The sequence below is a fragment of the Microbacterium sp. PA5 genome (genome assembly GCF_049860775.1).
Taxonomy (GTDB): Bacteria; Actinomycetota; Actinomycetes; order Actinomycetales; family Microbacteriaceae; genus Microbacterium.
Genome location: NZ_CP187567.1, coordinates 1195610 through 1211851, shown reverse-complemented (window position 1 = coordinate 1211851; position 16242 = coordinate 1195610). Strand labels below are relative to the sequence as shown.

The 16242-nt window shown below is 70.8% G+C and carries 13 protein-coding genes; 4 read left to right on the top strand and 9 right to left on the bottom strand.

Going from position 1 to position 16242, the window contains the following annotated elements; genetic code table 11:
- Positions 1 to 55 precede the first annotated feature (55 nt).
- Positions 56 to 487 (bottom strand): division/cell wall cluster transcriptional repressor MraZ, encoded by a 432-nt coding sequence (mraZ, locus tag ACPWUT_RS05580; RefSeq protein WP_284529478.1) that lies wholly within the window; start codon positions 485 to 487, stop codon positions 56 to 58.
- 180 nt (positions 488 to 667) lie between these two features.
- A complete protein-coding gene (locus ACPWUT_RS05575; RefSeq protein ID WP_284529477.1) occupies positions 668 to 1057 on the bottom strand; it encodes a DUF3040 domain-containing protein in 390 nt (129 codons plus the stop codon).
- 66 nt (positions 1058 to 1123) lie between these two features.
- On the opposite strand from ACPWUT_RS05575, the gene ACPWUT_RS05570 reads away from it, so the two are divergent.
- Positions 1124 to 2215: a polyprenyl synthetase family protein gene (locus tag ACPWUT_RS05570; RefSeq protein WP_425841490.1), complete on the top strand. Its 1092-nt coding sequence runs from the start codon at positions 1124 to 1126 to the stop codon at positions 2213 to 2215.
- An 18-nt stretch (positions 2216 to 2233) separates the two neighbouring features.
- On the opposite strand, the gene ACPWUT_RS05565 is transcribed toward ACPWUT_RS05570, so the two are convergent.
- Complete coding sequence (locus ACPWUT_RS05565) at positions 2234 to 2584, bottom strand: Rv2175c family DNA-binding protein (protein ID WP_284529473.1); 351 nt, start codon at positions 2582 to 2584, stop codon at positions 2234 to 2236.
- A gap of 138 nt (positions 2585 to 2722) precedes the next feature.
- Between ACPWUT_RS05565 and ACPWUT_RS05560 the strand changes: the two genes are divergently transcribed.
- Both ACPWUT_RS05560 and pknB read left to right on the top strand, forming a co-directional pair.
- A complete protein-coding gene (locus ACPWUT_RS05560; protein ID WP_425841487.1) occupies positions 2723 to 3775 on the top strand; it encodes a LysM peptidoglycan-binding domain-containing protein in 1053 nt (350 codons plus the stop codon).
- Between the two features lie 67 nt (positions 3776 to 3842).
- Entirely contained in the window at positions 3843 to 5777 is a 1935-nt protein-coding gene (pknB, locus tag ACPWUT_RS05555; RefSeq protein WP_425841484.1) for a Stk1 family PASTA domain-containing Ser/Thr kinase, read from the top strand.
- A 63-nt stretch (positions 5778 to 5840) separates the two neighbouring features.
- On the opposite strand, the gene ACPWUT_RS05550 is transcribed toward pknB, so the two are convergent.
- Genes ACPWUT_RS05550 through ACPWUT_RS05540 form a run of 3 tightly spaced genes read right to left on the bottom strand, consistent with a single transcriptional unit; the run spans position 5841 to position 8860 of the window.
- The gene (locus ACPWUT_RS05550) at positions 5841 to 7178 is read right to left on the bottom strand and encodes a class II 3-deoxy-7-phosphoheptulonate synthase (RefSeq protein WP_284529470.1); all 1338 of its coding nucleotides are present in this window, start codon (positions 7176 to 7178) and stop codon (positions 5841 to 5843) included.
- A gap of 56 nt (positions 7179 to 7234) precedes the next feature.
- Positions 7235 to 7921, bottom strand: a complete 687-nt coding sequence (locus ACPWUT_RS05545) for a lysophospholipid acyltransferase family protein (RefSeq protein ID WP_284529469.1) — start codon at positions 7919 to 7921, stop codon at positions 7235 to 7237.
- Between the two features lie 3 nt (positions 7922 to 7924).
- Complete coding sequence (locus ACPWUT_RS05540; RefSeq protein WP_284529601.1) at positions 7925 to 8860, bottom strand: ROK family glucokinase; 936 nt, start codon at positions 8858 to 8860, stop codon at positions 7925 to 7927.
- Between the two features lie 161 nt (positions 8861 to 9021).
- Between ACPWUT_RS05540 and ACPWUT_RS05535 the strand changes: the two genes are divergently transcribed.
- On the top strand, positions 9022 to 10863 hold the full coding sequence (locus ACPWUT_RS05535; protein ID WP_284529468.1) for an AMP-dependent synthetase/ligase: 1842 nt from the start codon (positions 9022 to 9024) through the stop codon (positions 10861 to 10863).
- A gap of 22 nt (positions 10864 to 10885) precedes the next feature.
- Here ACPWUT_RS05535 and ACPWUT_RS05530 read toward each other — a convergent pair whose 3' ends face one another.
- From ACPWUT_RS05530 to ACPWUT_RS05520, 3 genes are all read right to left on the bottom strand, one after another.
- Complete coding sequence (locus ACPWUT_RS05530; RefSeq protein ID WP_425841479.1) at positions 10886 to 11377, bottom strand: peptide deformylase; 492 nt, start codon at positions 11375 to 11377, stop codon at positions 10886 to 10888.
- Positions 11377 to 12720 (bottom strand): MinD/ParA family ATP-binding protein, encoded by a 1344-nt coding sequence (locus ACPWUT_RS05525; protein WP_284529466.1) that lies wholly within the window; start codon positions 12718 to 12720, stop codon positions 11377 to 11379. The genes ACPWUT_RS05530 and ACPWUT_RS05525 overlap by 1 nt, the downstream gene beginning before the upstream one ends.
- 67 nt (positions 12721 to 12787) lie before the next feature.
- A complete protein-coding gene (locus tag ACPWUT_RS05520) occupies positions 12788 to 16195 on the bottom strand; it encodes a pyruvate carboxylase (protein ID WP_284529465.1) in 3408 nt (1135 codons plus the stop codon).
- Positions 16196 to 16242 lie beyond the last annotated feature (47 nt).

The following is a 16242-nucleotide window of genomic DNA, read 5'->3' as shown; positions in this document are numbered from 1 at the left end:
GACCTGGCACCGGGGAAGTGTGTCAGGGCGTGCGGCTGGGAGTCAGGATCACGGCTCAGAAGAGGCCGGGGATCACCTCCTGCTCCATGTCCGAGTAGGTGTCTTCGTTGTTCTGGGAGTACTCGTTCCAGGCCTCCGCGTCCCAGATCTCGGCGTGGGCTCCGACACCCGTCACGACGAGCTCGCGACCGAGGTTCGCGTAGGCGCGCAGGTGCGGCGGCACGGTGATGCGGCTCTGGCTGTCCGGCTTCTCGTCGCTCGCTCCCGACAGGAACATGCGCTGGAAGTCGCGCGCCTGCTTGTTGGTCAGCGGAGCTTCGCGGATGCGCTCGTAGATGCGCTCGAACTCCTTGGTGCTGAAGACGTAGAGGCAGCGCTCCTGACCCCGCGTGACGACGACGCCGTCGCCCAGATCGGTGCGGAACTTGGCCGGGAGGATGACGCGGCCCTTGTCGTCGAGCTTCGGGGTGTAGGTACCCAACAACATCGAGCCTCACCCCCTTCTCTGCCCGGCCGCCTGAAGTTGTCGCCACTTTACTCCACTTTCCTCCACTTAACTAGGCAAACTCGCCCCTGATGGGCGCAGGCTCCCCCACAACGCAAAAAAGCACCGACCCGAAGGTCGGTGCTTTGAGTGGATGAGCCGCGTGTGCGGCGCGTCAGGCGGTCAGTCGCGGTCCTGCCGGCGGTCCCAGCGGTCGTTCATGCGATCCATGAAGGAACCGGAGCCGGCCGGTCGCGACGCGCCTCCGGCCGGGGCCGTCTTGCGCGAGCCCTCGGTGCGCGGGCGTGCGATGCCGCCCCGCGTCGGCGTGACCGCGAGAACGACGCCGCCAACCATGAGGAGGAACGCGATGACCCCGACGATGACCAGCGAGGTCGACACGCCGATCACCAGACCGGCGAGGCCGAGGAGGACGAGCACGCTCCCGTAGACGATGTTGCGGTAGCTGAGGGACTGCCCCTCGCGGGGCGCGCTCACGACATCCGCGTCGTTGCGCATGAGATGGCGCTCCATCTCGTCCAGCAGACGCTGCTCCTGCTCTGACAGTGGCATGCATCCCCCTCTTGAGGTCTCGAGTGCTCCGATTGTACGCGGGAGCGTCAGAACTAGGCTAGGCCTGTGACACTCTCCGCAGATGCGATCGTGGCAGTTTCCCAGCGGATGGAGAGGTTCGCCGAGGACCGCCTCGCCGAGGCCGACGAGCTCGGCCCCGATGCCGTGTCCTTCGCCCGCTCGGCGGCCGACACGATCGACGGCGGCAAGCGTCTGCGCGCCCGCTTCTGCCTGACGGGATGGCAGGCGGTCGCCGATGCCGGGAGCGGCCGTCCGGCCCTCCCCGGCGACGATGTCGTGGCCGCGGCGGGCGCGCTGGAGATCTTCCACGCGGCGGCCCTCGTCCACGACGACCTCATCGACAACTCGGACACACGGCGCGGCCGGCCGGCGGCGCACCGCGCCCTCGAGGCCGCGCACGGCGCCGCGGGCTGGAACGGCCCCTCGGCGGTGTTCGGCCGTTCCGCCGCCATCCTGCTGGGCGACCTTCTGGTGGCGTGGAGCGACGATCTGTTCGAGGAGGGCCTGCGTGCAGCCCCTCATGCCGCCTCCGCGCGCGCCGAGTACGCGCGGATGCGGCGGGACGTGACGGTCGGCCAGTACCTCGACATCGCCGAGGAGGCTGCGGCGGCGACCGTCCCCGACGACGAGCACGCGGGCCGCGCGCTGCGGGTGGCAACGTTCAAGTCCGCGCGCTACAGCGTGCAGCAGCCGTTGACCATCGGAGCGGCACTGGCCGGCGCCTCGGAGGCCCAGCGCGACGCGCTCGCGCGATTCGGGCTGCCGCTGGGGCTCGCGTTCCAACTGCGCGACGACGTTCTGGGCGTCTTCGGCGACAGCGCGGTGACCGGGAAGCCGTCGGGCGACGACCTGCGCGAGGGCAAGCGGACCCTCCTCATCGCCTACGCGCGAGAGACCGTCACCGCGGGCGCCCGCCGCATCATCGACGAGCTGCTCGGAGACCCGGCTCTGGACGATCAGCAGATCGCGTCGCTGCAGCGCACCATCGTCGACTCCGGGGCCCTCGAGCGCGTGGAGCAGCTGATCGCGCGCTACGCCGGCGAGGCCGACCGGGCACTCAGCGGCGCAGCACTGGACAACGCCGCCGTCGGCGCCCTGCGGGATCTGGCGCGCGCCGCCGTCGCCCGCGCAGCCTGACGGCTGCGACGGATCTGCTCAGGCCTCTGCCTGCGCGACGCGGCGGACTTCGCTCTTGCGCCCGGCGCGCAGCGCCTCGATGGGAGGCATCCCGATCGACTCGTGGTGCGCCAGGAGCCAGTCGATGACCTCGTCGTCCGAGAAGCCGGCGTCCTGCAGAACGATGATGGTCCCGCGGAGGTTGCCGAGCGGCGCCGCATCGACGAGGAAGACGGACGGCACCCGCAGCGCGCCGTCCCGGCGCGAGCCCACGAGCTGCTTCTCATCGAGGAAGCGGCGGATGCGCCCGAGCGGCTCGCCGGTCAGCTCGACGAGCTCAGGCAGCGACAGCCATTCCGTGGGATAGGAGGGGGTGGATTCACCGGTCACCCCTCCACTATCGCACCCGGATCGCCTCGTCGACGCCGCGATCGGTCCGAGGAAGTCACATCTTTCACTTTGGTCACTCTGGTTGACACCTGTATACATCCGTGACAGCGTGGCGAGGTCGAAACGAGGGGGAAGCTCTTGAGACGCACGACACCATTCACGACGACGACGGCACCGGTCGCCGTCATCGGGACGATCGCCCTGTCCCTGACGGGCAGCCCCGCGCACGCCGGGCCCAGCGCGCCCGCCGAGAGGGCTCAGATGCGCGGACTCCCTGCGGCCGCCGGCACGGTGGAGGCGCTCGCCTCAGCGGCGACCGCCCTCGCACAGGCGTCCGCACGCCCGAAGAGCCACACCGTCGTCCGCGGCGACACCGTCAGCGCGATCGCTGCGCGGCACGGCCTGCGCACCGCCGACGTCCTGGCGTGGAACGGCCTCGGCTGGAAGTCGATCATCCACCCCGGCGACGTCCTCAGGCTCTCGCCGTCGGAGAGCGCGACGACGATGCACCGCGCGAAGGCGGTGTCACGGGACACGTCCCATGGAGCCTCAGACGCGCGCGGCGCAGGCACGCACACCGTGACGAAGGGCGACACCCTCTGGGCGATCGCCCGCAGCGAGGGGGTCAGCCTGGCGCGGCTCCTGCGCGCGAACGATCTCACGACCTCGTCGATCATCTACCCCGGTCAGAAGCTCGAGATCCCCGGGCGGGCGGCCGCACCGGCCGCGGCGTCGGCCGCGCGGAAGTCGGCATCCTCGTCCGGGTCCGCGGCCAAGCGGGTCGTCCTCGACGACGAGCAGGTCCGGGGCGTGAAGACGATCATCGCGGTCGGGCGGGAGCTCGGCGTCCCCGAGAAGGGCATCGCCATCGCGCTCGCGACGGCCATGGTCGAGTCCTGGATCCGCAACGTCGACTACGGCACCCACGATTCGCTCGGGCTGTTCCAGCAGCGGCCCAGCATGGGATGGGGCTCAGCCGACGAGGTGCGCGATCCGCGGCGGGCGACGGCCGCCTTCTTCGGCGGCCCCGGCGACCCCAACGGGACCGCCACACGCGGGCTCCTCGACATCGACGGGTGGCGCGACATGGAGTTCGGCGCCGCCGCGCAGGCGGTGCAGGTGTCCGCCTACCCGCATCGCTACGCGACGTGGGAGGACCAGGCGTACGAGTGGCTCGAGGCGTACGGCTGATAACGGTCTGGTCGCCGGGGGTGAGCCGCTGCCCGGGGTCGCGGTGCTGGCTCCGTAGACTCATCGCGTGAGCACGAGTCAGCAGGCGGATCCGCTGATCGGCCGTCTCGTCGACGGCCGATACCGCGTACGCGCCCGCATCGCGCGCGGGGGCATGGCCACCGTCTACGTCGCCACCGACCTGCGTCTGGAGCGACGCGTCGCCCTCAAGGTGATGCACGGCCATCTGTCCGACGACACCGTGTTCCAGAGCCGCTTCATCCAGGAGGCGCGGGCTGCCGCACGGCTCGCCGACCCGCACGTCGTCAACGTCTTCGACCAGGGTCAGGACGGCGACATGGCCTACCTGGTCATGGAGTACCTCCCCGGCATCACCCTGCGCGAGCTCCTGCGCGAGCAGCGGCGCCTCAGCATCCCGCAGACGATCACGATCATGGACGCCGTCCTGTCGGGCCTCGCCGCCGCCCACCGCGCGGGCATCGTGCACCGCGACGTGAAGCCGGAGAACGTCCTCCTGGCCGAGGACGGGCGCATCAAGATCGGCGACTTCGGGCTCGCCCGCGCGACGAGTGCGAACACCGCGACGGGCCAGATGCTCCTCGGAACGATCGCCTACCTCGCCCCGGAGCTCGTCACCCGCGGCACCGCGGACGCCCGCAGCGACATCTACGCGCTCGGCATCATGCTCTTCGAGATGCTGACCGGCGAGCAGCCCTACAAGGGCGAGCAGCCCATGCAGATCGCCTACCAGCATGCGACCGACTCGGTGCCCCGCCCGAGCGCGAAGAACCCGGGCGTGCCGGAGCCCCTCGACGAGCTGGTGCTGTGGGCGACCGAGCGACAGCCCGACGAACGCCCCGTCGACGCGCGCGCGATGCTCGATCGCCTGCGCGAGATCGAGAAGGATCTCGGCGTGCATCCGCAGGTCGTCCGCCCCTCCCCGATCGGCGTGGTGGTCGGCGACGGCGCCGCGGACTCGGGCGAGCTCACCAAGGTGCTGCCCGGCACGTTCACCGCGCCGGTCGTCTCCGCCGAGGTCGACAACGCCACGAAGCTGCGTCGGCGCACGCGCCGCAACAGCGCGAAGGGCATGTGGCTGCTGATCCTCGTGCTGCTTCTCGCAGGCGGCGCGGGCACAGCCGGATGGTGGTTCGGGTCGGGACCGGGCTCCCTCGTCGCCGTGCCCGGCCTCGCCGGTTCCACGTTCGACGAAGCCGAGGACGCCCTCAGCGAGCTGGGCCTGGTGGCCGTCAGGGGCGGCGAGCACACGCTCGAGGTCGATGAGGGCCTCACCATACGCACCGAGCCGGGGACAGGCAGCCGCCTGGAGAAGGATGCCGAGGTCGAGGTGATCCTCTCTCTCGGGCCGGCGACCGTCACCCTTCCGAAGCTGCAGGACCGGACCGTGGACGAGGTCTCAGCCCTCCTCGCGGACGCCGAGATCGAGGTGACCGACTCCGTGCCGTACTTCACGTCGTTCGCCGAGGACCACGTCGTCCGCGTCTACGTCACCGAGCAGGGCCGCGACGAGCCCGTCGCGTGCGCCGACGGCTGCGATGTCCTCCAGGGCTCGACCGCGGAGATCCGCTACTCGCTGGGACAGGTGCCGGACGTGGCCGGGGACCGTCTCGAGGACGCCCAGGCCACTCTCTCGGAGGTCGGCCTGAAGACCTCGACGACGGAGGAGTTCAGCTCCGAGGTCGACGAGGGCCGCGTGATCCGGATGCTCCCGCGCAAGGACGGCGGATCGTGGCGGCCCGGCGAGACGATCACGCTCGTGGTGTCCAAGGGCCCGCAGCTGTTCGAGATCCCGAGCGTCGTAGGACAGACGCGAGACACCGCCGCCCAGATGCTGCGCGACGCCGGCTTCGAGCCGAGCTACTCCGGTCTGTGGAACGCGTGGCCGGACGGCTTCACCGAGGTGACGAGCCAGGACCCCGCAGGCGGCGAGTACCGCGTGAGCGGGACGGTCGTGACCCTCCAGCTCACGGTGACCGGCTGACGCCCAGGCGGCGAGAGGGGTGGGGGCGGCGCGACCGCGATCGCGCCATCCCCGCCGCAGCCGTCAGCGCTTCTCGAGCTCCTCGGCCACGAGGAAGGCGAGCTCCAGCGACTGCATGTGATTGAGTCGCGGGTCGCAGAGGCTCTCGTAACGCGTCGCCAGAGTGGCCTCGTCGATCATCTCGGACCCGCCCAGGCACTCGGTGACGTCGTCGCCGGTCAGCTCGACGTGGATGCCGCCGGGGAAGGTGCCCACCGCGCGGTGCGCCTCGAAGAAGCCCCGCACCTCGTCGACGACGTCGTCGAAGCGCCGCGTCTTGTACCCGGTGGGCGTCGTGATCCCGTTGCCGTGCATCGGGTCGGTCACCCACAGCGGGGTCGCGCCGGCGTCCTTCACGGCCTCCAGCAGCGGCGGCAGGGCGTCGCGGATCTTCCCCGCCCCCATACGCGTGATGAAGGTGAGACGACCCGGCTCGCGGTTCGGATCGAGCTTGTCGATCAGCGCCAGGGCCGTGTCGGTCGACGTCGTCGGGCCGAGTTTGACGCCGATCGGGTTGCGGATCTTGGAGAAGTAGTCCACGTGGGCGCCGTCGAGGTCGCGGGTGCGCTCGCCGATCCACAGGAAGTGGGCCGAGGTGTTGTAGGGCGTTCCGGTGCGCGAGTCGATGCGCGTCATGGGACGCTCGTAGTCCATGAGCAGGCCCTCGTGACCCGTGTAGAACTCGACGCCGCGGAGCTCGTCGAAGTTCGCTCCGGCTGCCTCCATGAACTTGATGGCGCGGTCGATCTCGCCGGCCAGTCGCTCGTACCGCGCGTTGGCGGGATTCTTCGCGAAGCCCTGGTTCCAGCTGTGGACCTCGCGGAGATCCGCGAAGCCACCCTGGGTGAAGGCGCGGATCAGGTTCAGCGTCGAGGCGGCCGTGTGGTACCCCTTCAGCAGCCGCCCGGGGTCGGCGGCGCGAGAGGCCTCCGTGAAGTCGTAGCCGTTGACGATGTCGCCCCGGTACGCCGGCAGGGTCACGTCGCCGCGGGTCTCGGTGTCGCTCGAGCGCGGCTTGGCGAACTGCCCCGCCATGCGTCCCATCTTGACCACGGGCATGGAGGCGCCGTAGGTGAGGACGACAGCCATCTGCAGCACCGTCTTGATGCGGTTCCGGATCTGCTCCGCCGTCGCCCCCGCGAACGTCTCCGCGCAGTCCCCGCCCTGGAGGAGGAACGCACGGCCGCCGGCGGCGCGCGCCAGGCGGTCGCGGAGGTTGTCGACCTCTCCGGCGAAGACGAGCGGCGGCAGCGTCGCGATCTCGTCGGAGACCGCCGCGACGGCGTCGAGATCGGTCCAGAGGGGCTGCTGCTTGATCGGGAGCGAGCGCCAGGTGTCGAGGGCGTCGAGCGGTACGGGCATCCGCTCAGTCTAGTGGCGACGGCGAGGAGGCCGGATCGGTGTGACGGGGCGCCCGGTCACGCGGTGCGCGGCGCGCGGTCCTTCACCGTCGATGCGTAGACGTCGTCGTACTGCTGCTCGCCGAGCCGCTGCAGGGCCACCATGATCTCGTCCGTGACGGAGCGCAGGATGTAGCGGTCACCTTCCATGCCCTGGAACCGGCTGAAGTCCAGCGGCTCCCCGATGACCATGCCGACGCGTCCGATCCGCGGGATGGAACGGCCGATCGGCATGATCTCGCCCGTGTCGACCATGACCACGGGGATGACGGGGACACGGGCCTCGAGCGCCATGCGCGCCAGACCGGTGCGGCCCCGGTACAGCTTGCCGTCGGGGCTGCGCGTGCCCTCCGGGTAGATGCCCAGGAGGTCGCCCCGTCCGAGGACCTGCAGGCCGGTGTTCAGCGAGTCCTCGGAGGCCTTGCCGCCGGTGCGGTCGATCGGGATCTGACCGGTCGCCTTCATGAACATCCGGGTGGCCCACCCCTTGAGACCTTTGCCGGTGAAGTAGTCGCTCTTCGCAAGGAACGACATCGGGCGGTCGATCATGAGCGGCAGGAAGATCGAGTCGCTCACCGACAGGTGGTTGCTGGCGAGGATGGCGGCACCCGACGCCGGCACGTTGCTGCGGCCCACGATCCACGGCCGGAAGATCGCCTTGACGATCGGTCCGATCACGACGTACTTCATGAACCAGTAGAACATCGCTCAGCCCCGGATCCTGGCGAGATCGGCGACCCCGATGAGACCGGCGTCGTTGCCCAGGGTGGCGATGGCGAAGCCGGCCACGGGGCGCTCGCCGTACCCCGGCAGCGACGTCTCGTAGGCGAGGCGGACCGGCTCCAGAAGTCGCTCGCCGAGGTCGGCGACGCCGCCGCCGATGACGAACAGCTCGGGGTCGAGAACTGCTTGGAACTCCCCGCACGCCTCCCCCAGCGCCGTGGCCACCCGGCGGACGGCCTCGAGCGCTCCGGGATCGTCGGCCGCGACCAGTCGCGCCATGTCGGCGCCGTGCACGATGCCGCGCTCGTCCTGGGCGGCGGCGAGGGCCGCGCCGATGCCGCCCGCGTCGGCGATGTCGGCGATCTCTCGCTGCAGCGCGCGGCCGGAGGCGTACTGCTCGAGGCAGCCGTTCTGACCGCAGCCGCAGGGCCGACCGCCGCGGATGAACCGGATGTGGCCGAGCTCGCCGGCGATGCCGTTGCCGCCGACCAGCAGCCGGCCGTCGATGACGACCGCGCCTCCCACGCCGGTCCCGAGGGTCAGCATGACGAGGTTCGCGCAGCCGCGTCCGGCGCCGAAGCGGTACTCGCCCCAGCCGGCGGCGTTCGCGTCGTTCTCCAGGGTCACCGAGCGTCCGATGCGGGACTCCAGCTCGGCGCGCAGCGGCTCGTTGCGCCAGTCGATGTTGGGCGCGTGGATGATCACCGAGCGGGTGGCGTCGATGAAGCCGGCCGCGGCGACGCCCACGGTGCGCACGTCGTGCCGCGATGCCAGCTCCCGCACCATGTCGGCGACGGCGTCGGCGAGCTCGTCCGGGTTCTCGGGAGTGCTGACGCGCAGCTGCTCCACGATGGCGCCGTCCTCGGCGACGACTCCCCCGGCGATCTTCGTCCCGCCGATATCGATGCCGACGCTGTGCACGATGCTCCCTCCACGCCGGCGATCTGCGCACGGCATCCGCAGAAGTCTAGTGCGATGCTCTGCGGCGACGCGGGCCGGTGGACCGGGTATTGCCACCGGCTAGACTCAGTCCCATACCCGTCACTTCCGACGCTGTACCGGTACCGAAGGAGTTGCCGCCCATGAGCGCCGTCCAATTCGAAGTCCCTGCCGTGGTCCCCGCCGATCCGCAGGCCAATGTGAGCGATCTGCTCGTCGAACGCGTGAAGGCGACTCCGTCGCTCGCGCTCTTCGCCGTGCCCGACGGCCCCGACGGGGCGAGCTGGCGCGATATCACCGCTGCCGAGTTCCAGCGCGAGGTGATCGCGCTGGCGAAGGGCTTCGCGGCCGCCGGCATCCAGCCCGGGGACAAGGTGGGATTCATCGCGCGCACCACCTACGAGTGGACGCTGGTGGACTTCGCCCTCTTCTTCGCCGGGGCCGTGATGGTGCCGATCTACGAGACCAGCTCCGCCTCCCAGATCAGCTGGATCCTCTCGGACTCGGGGGCGATCGCCGTGATCGCGGAGTCCGAGGAGCACGCCTCCCGCATCGCCGAGATCCGCGGCGAGGTCCCCCTGGTCCGCGAGGTCTGGACGATGGCGTCCGGGGACCTCGACGATCTGCGCTCCCGGGGCGCGGAGGTCGCCGATGAGGAGATCGAGCGCCGTCGCAACCTCGCCGTGGGCGCCGACATCGCGACCCTCATCTACACCTCGGGATCGACCGGCCGGCCCAAGGGATGCGTGCTGACCCACAGCAACTTCGTGGAGCTGTCCCGCAACTCGGCCAAGGCGCTCTCGGAGGTCGTGACCACGCCCGGCGCCTCGACGCTGCTGTTCATCACCACGGCGCACGTCTTCGCCCGCTTCATCTCGATCCTCGACATCCACGCCGGGGTCAAGACCGGGCACCAGCCCGACACCAAGCAGCTGCTGCCGGCGCTGGGCTCGTTCCAGCCGACCTTCCTCCTCGCCGTCCCGCGCGTGTTCGAGAAGGTGTACAACTCGGCCGAGCAGAAGGCGGAGGCCGGCGGCAAGGGCAAGATCTTCCGCGCCGCCGCCCACACCGCGATCGAGCACTCCCGCCTGCTGCAGGAGGGCAAGAAGGTCCCCCTCGGCACGAGGATCAAGTTCGCCCTGTTCGACCGACTGGTCTACAGCAAGCTGCGCGCGGCGATGGGCGGCCGGGTCACGTACGCCGTCTCGGGCTCCGCGCCGCTCGGCGCCCGCCTCGGCCACTTCTTCCACAGCCTCGGCGTGACGATCCTCGAGGGCTACGGCCTCACCGAGACCACGGCACCGGCGACGGTCAACCTCGCGACGAAGTCGAAGATCGGCACCGTGGGTCCCGTCCTCCCCGGCGTCGGTGTGCGTCTCGCCGACGACGGCGAGATCGAGGTCCGCGGCATCAACGTCTTCAAGGAGTACTGGCGCAACCCCGAGGCGACCGCGGCGACCTTCGACGACGGCTGGTTCAAGACGGGCGACATCGGCTCGTTCGACGAGGAGGGCTTCCTCACGATCACCGGCCGCAAGAAGGAGATCATCGTGACGGCCGGCGGCAAGAACGTCGCGCCGGCCGCGCTGGAGGACCCGATCCGGGCCAACCCGATCGTCGGCCAGGTCGTGGTGGTGGGCGATCAGAAGCCGTTCATCTCCGCACTGGTCACACTGGACCCCGAGATGCTTCCCACGTGGCTGGCGAACAACGACCTGCCGGGCGACATGCCGCTGAAGGAGGCCGCGAAGAACGCCAAGGTGCGCGCGGAGGTCCAGCGGGCGATCGACATCGCCAACAAGGGCGTCTCGCGGGCGGAGTCCATCCGCAAGTTCGAGATCCTCGACTCGGAGTGGACGGAGGCCAGCGGCCACCTCACGCCGAAGATGAGCATCAAGCGCAACGTGATCCTCACGGACTTCGCCGCGCAGATCGATGACCTCTACGCGGTGCCGGTGACGACGACGAACGTCTCCCTGGGCTGACCGAGGGCGCGGGTCCGGCTGGTCAGAACCAGTCGGACTCGCGCACTTCCCGCATGGCGATGCGCCGGGTCGCGGGATCCAGCCGCTCCAGGTAGAGCATGCCGTCGAGGTGGTCGGTCTCGTGCTGCAGCGCCTGCGCGAACAGCCCGTCCCCCTCCAGGACGAGCTCGCGCCCTTCGAGGTCGACGCCCACGACCTTCGCGTGCGGATAGCGGACCGCGTCGTGCCACAGTCCCGGAACCGAGAGGCATCCCTCGCCCGTGGGCACCGGCTCGCCCGACAGCTCGACGATCCGCGGGTTGAGGACGTAGCCGATGTCGCCGTCGATGTTGTAGCTGAAGGCGCGCACCCCGACACCGATCTGGGGTGCGGCCACGCCCGCGCGACCGGGAAGCGCGACCGTGTCGAGCAGGTCCTGCACGAGGGCGCGCACACCCTCGTCGATGTCGCCGACCGGCGCGGCGGGGGCGCGGAGGACGGGGTCGCCGAAGAGGCGGATCGGACGGACGGCCATCAGACGGTGGCGAGGATCCGGAGACCCTCCACGACGGTCGCCGCCAGCTCGCGCGCGGCCTGGCGGGTGGCGGGCTGCAGCTCGCGGAAGGACACCGCGCTGCCGGCGGCCAGGTGCGGGTCGTACGGCATGCGGACGACGGTCCGCACGCGCGTGCGGAAGTGCGCCTCGAGCTCCGACGCGCGCACCAGAGGAGCTCCCGGGCGCGCGGTGTTGAGCACGACGACGGCGTTTCGCACCTGGTCCTCGAAGCCGTTGGTCTCGAGCCACGTGAGCGTCTCGGAGGCGAGGCGGGCCTCGTCCACGCTCAGGCCCGCAACGATCACCAGGACGTCGGCCAGTTCGAGGGTCGCCTCCATGACGGAGTGCACGATCCCGGTGCCCGTGTCGGTGAGCACGATCGAGTAGTAGTGCGCCGCGACCGAGGCGACGTCGTGGTAGTCGCGGTCGTTCAGGGCCTCGGACACACGCGGGTCGGCGTCCGACGCCAGCACGTCCAGGCGGGTCTCGTCGCGGGCGACGATGGACGAGAGGTCGTTGAACCCGACGACGTCGCTGCGCACCCGGACGAGGTCGCGGACGGTCTTGCCGCTGGTCCTGCCGATGCGGTCGGCGAGCGTGCCGCGGTCCGGGTTCGCGTCGATGGCGATGATGCGGTCGTCGCGGGCGTCGGCCAGCGCCATGCCGAGCAGGGTCGACACCGTGGTCTTGCCCACGCCTCCCTTGCGCGAGAGCACGGGCACGAACTTCGCTCCTCCGCCGAGCGGTGCGGCGATGCGACGATCGAGATCCTTGCGCGCACGCGCGCGCTTCCCGTCGCCGAGGTTGATACGGCGGCCGGACACGGCATACACGAAGTGCTGCCAGCCGCCCTCGGGCTCGGGCCGCACCACGTGCGCGGGGTCGAGCAGCCGATCGGCGGTGAGCAGGTCGGAGCTCTCGCGCCCGGCCTCGAACTCGCCGAGCCGCCGCGACTGCAGCGGGACATCGGCGGTGCGGGGATGCACGCGCTCGACCGCGTGCTTGGCGTCGTGCTCGTCGAGGTGGTGCGCCTCGCGCCGGGTCGCCGGCTGCGGCCCCGTCGCCACGGACTCGTCGACCACCAGCTCGGCGTCGATCGTGTTCTGGTCTCCCGCCGGGGCGTCGACGAGGAGGTCGTCGGCACCGAGGAGGTCGTCGTCGCCCAGCAGGTCGTCATCGCCGTCGGCGAGCGTGGGGAGGTCGACGTCGACCTGCGCGGTCGAACCTCCGACCAGGCCGATGCCGGCGGTGTCGATGCTGCCCGCGGTCAGCACCCCGTTCTCGAGTTCGTCGGGCGTCTTGTCGTTGCGCTCAGGCGTCACTGCTGTTCACTCCAGGTGGTGTCCGGGCCGGGACGTGCGGGTGCGCGCCACGGTCCAGAGTGCAAGGCTACTCGGAGGGCCTGATCACGAGCAAAAGATCGCCCGCCTCCACCTGCGCCGTGGCGGGGATGACCACCCGCTCGACGGTGCCGTCGACGGGTGCGGTGATGGCCGCCTCCATCTTCATGGCCTCGATCGATGCCACCGGCTGCCCGGCCGTGACCGTGTCCCCCACCGCCGCTTTCAGGGTGACGACGCCCGAGAACGGCGCCGCGACCTGTCCCGGACGGGAGGTGTCGGCCTTCTCGGCCTGGCGCGCCTCCACCGTGATGCTGCGGTCCCGCACGAAGACGGGGCGGAGCTGGCCGTTGAGCGTCGTCATCACCGTGCGCATGCCCTTGTCGTCGGCCTCGCCGATGGCCTCCAGCCCGACGTAGAGCTGCACGCCGCGCTCGATCTCGACGACGTGCTCCGTCCCCGGAGCGAGCCCGTACAGGTAGTCCGCCGTCTCCAGTGCGCTGAGGTCGCCGTAGGTCGAGCGGACCTCGCGGTAGACGCGGGTGGGCGCGGGGAAGAGCAGCTCGTTCAGCGTGGTGCGACGCGTCGCCGAATCCCCCGCGAGGGCCGCCTCGTCGGCCGCGGAGATCTCGGTGACCGCGATCTTCACCTCGCGCCCCCGGAGGACCTTGGTGCGGAAGGGCTCGGGCCAGCCGCCGGGGAGATCGCCGAGCTCGCCCGCCATGAATCCGACGACGGAGTCCGGCACGTCGTACTTCTCGGGGTTGGCGGCGAAATCGGCGGGGTCTGCCTTCACCGCTGCCAGGTGCAGCGCGAGGTCGCCCACGACCTTCGACGACGGCGTCACCTTCGGCACGCGACCGAGGATGTCGTTGGCCGCCGCGTACATGTCCTCGATGAGCTCGAAGTCGTCGGCGAGGCCCAGCGCGATCGCCTGCTGACGCAGGTTGGAGAGCTGGCCGCCGGGGATCTCGTGCGTGTAGACGCGACCGGTGGGTCCGGGCAGTCCGGACTCGAACGGACGGTACAGGTGGCGCATCGCCTCCCAGTAGGGCTCGAGGTCGGCGACGGCCGGAAGGCTGAGGCCCGTGTCGCGCTCGGTGTGGGCCAGCGCGGCGACCAGGGCCGACAGCGAGGGCTGGCTCGTCGTGCCCGCCATCGGAGCGGCGGCGGCGTCGACGGCGTCGGCCCCCGCGGCGCTGGCGGCGAGCAGGGTCGCGAGCTGCCCGCCCGCGGTGTCGTGGGTGTGGACGTGGACCGGGAGGTCGAAGCGCTCGCGCAGGGCCGCGACGAGGCGCGACGCGGCCTCGGGGCGCAGCAGACCCGCCATGTCCTTGATCGCGAGGACATGGGCGCCGGCCTCGACGATCTGCTCCGCCAGTCGCAGGTAGTAGTCGAGCGTGTACAGGTCCTCGCCGGGATCGAGGAGGTCGCCGGTGTAGCACAAGGCCACCTCGGCCACGGAGGTGCCCGTCGCGAGCACCGCGTCGATGGCGGGACGCATCTGCGACACGTCGTTGAGAGCGTCGAAGATGCGGAAGATGTCGACCCCCGACGCCGCCGCCTCGTGCACGAACGCGTCGGTCACCGCCGTGGGGTACGGGGTGTAGCCGACGGTGTTGCGACCGCGCAGGAGCATCTGGATCGCGACGTTCGGGAGGGCTGAGCGGAGCGCGTCCAGGCGCTCCCAGGGGTCCTCGCCGAGGAAGCGGAGGGCCACGTCGTACGTCGCGCCGCCCCAGGCCTCCACCGAGAGCAGCTGCGGGGTGAGCCGCGCGACGTAGGGCGCGACAGTGGCGAGGTCGCGGGTGCGCACGCGCGTCGCCAGGAGCGACTGGTGCGCGTCGCGGAACGTCGTCTCGGTGACCGCCAGCGCCGTCTGCGCGCGGAGGGCGGCGGCGAATCCGGCGGGTCCGAGCTCCTGCAGGCGCTGGCGGGACCCGGCCGGCGGCTCGCCCGTCAGGGCGAGGGCCGGGAGCTTGGTGGCCGGCGCGATCGCGATGGGGTTCTCGCCGTGGGGCTTGTTGACCGTCACATCCGCCAGCCACGCCATGATCTTCGACCCGCGGTCCTTGGACTCGCGACCCCGGAGCAGCTGGGGCCGCTCGTCGATGAACGCGGTGCTCAGGTCGCCGGCGACGAAGGCGGGGTCGTCGAGGACCTGCTGCAGGAAGGGGATGTTGGTCGAGACGCCGCGGATGCGGAACTCCGCGAGCGCGCGCCGCGAGCGCACGACGGCGGCCTGGAAGTCGCGGCCCCGGCAGGTGAGCTTCGCGAGCATCGAGTCGAAGTGCGGACTCACCTGCGAGCCCGCCGCGGTGGTGCCGCCGTCGAGCCGGATGCCCGCGCCGCCGGGCGAGCGGTACGTCGTGATCTTCCCGGTGTCGGGGCGGAAGCCCTGCGTGGGGTCCTCGGTGGTGATGCGGCACTGCAGCGCCGCACCGCGCAGCCGGATCTGCTCCTGCCGCAGTCCGAGGTCGTCCAGGGTCTCCCCCGCGGCGATCCGCATCTGCGACTGCACGAGGTCGACGTCGGTGACCTCCTCGGTGACGGTGTGCTCGACCTGGATCCGCGGGTTCATCTCGATGAAGACGAACTCCCCGGTGCGCGGGCCGGCGGTCTCGAGCAGGAACTCCACGGTCCCCGCGTTCTGGTAGCCGATCGACTCGGCGAACGCCACCGCGTGGCCGTGGAGGGCGTGGCGGATCTCGTCGGACAGGTTGGGCGCGGGAGCGATCTCCACAACCTTCTGGTGGCGCCGCTGCACCGAGCAGTCGCGCTCGAACAGGTGCACGGTGTTGCCGGCGCCGTCGGCGAGGATCTGCACCTCGATGTGCCGGGGCCGCTGGACGGCCTGCTCGAGGAACACCCGTGCATCCCCGAACGCACTGTCGGCCTCGCGCATGGCCTCCGCGAGGGCGGGGGCGAGCTGCTCGGGCGTCTCCACGCGCCGCATCCCCCGGCCTCCGCCGCCCGCGACCGCCTTGACGAAGATGGGGAAGCCGATGTCGGCGGCCTGTGCGACCAGGACATCGACGTCGTCGGATGCCGGTGTCGAGCGCAGCACGGGCACGCCGGCGGCGATCGCGTGCTCCTTGGCCGTGACCTTGTTGCCGGCCATCTCCAGCACCCGCGAGGGCGGGCCGATGAAGGTGATCCCGGCGGCGGCAGCCTCGGCGGCGAGTTCCGGGTTCTCCGAGAGGAAGCCGTAGCCCGGGTAGATGGCGTCGGCCCCGCTCTCCTTCGCGACCCGGATGATCTCCGAGACGTCCAGGTACGCACGCACCGGGTGACCCTTCTGGCCGATCTCGTACGCCTCGTCGGCCTTCAGCCGGTGCAGCGAGTAGCGGTCCTCGTAGGGGAACACGGCGACGGTCCTCGCCCCGAGCTCGAAGGCGGCACGGAAAGCGCGGATGGCGATCTCTCCGCGGTTCGCGACCAGGATCTTTCGGAACATGCTCACCTCACGTGGGATGACCGGGGCGTTCACACCATCGGACGCCC

Coding starts and splice junctions, on each gene's coding strand:
- mraZ (WP_284529478.1), bottom strand. CDS start 487: ATGTTGTTGGGTACCTACACCCCGAAGCTCGACGACAAGGGCCGCGTC.
- ACPWUT_RS05575 (WP_284529477.1), bottom strand. CDS start 1,057: ATGCCACTGTCAGAGCAGGAGCAGCGTCTGCTGGACGAGATGGAGCGC.
- ACPWUT_RS05550 (WP_284529470.1), bottom strand. CDS start 7,178: ATGCCCGTACCGCTCGACGCCCTCGACACCTGGCGCTCGCTCCCGATC.
- ACPWUT_RS05545 (WP_284529469.1), bottom strand. CDS start 7,921: ATGTTCTACTGGTTCATGAAGTACGTCGTGATCGGACCGATCGTCAAG.
- ACPWUT_RS05535 (WP_284529468.1), top strand. CDS start 9,022: ATGAGCGCCGTCCAATTCGAAGTCCCTGCCGTGGTCCCCGCCGATCCG.
- ACPWUT_RS05530 (WP_425841479.1), bottom strand. CDS start 11,377: ATGGCCGTCCGTCCGATCCGCCTCTTCGGCGACCCCGTCCTCCGCGCC.
- ACPWUT_RS05520 (WP_284529465.1), bottom strand. CDS start 16,195: ATGTTCCGAAAGATCCTGGTCGCGAACCGCGGAGAGATCGCCATCCGC.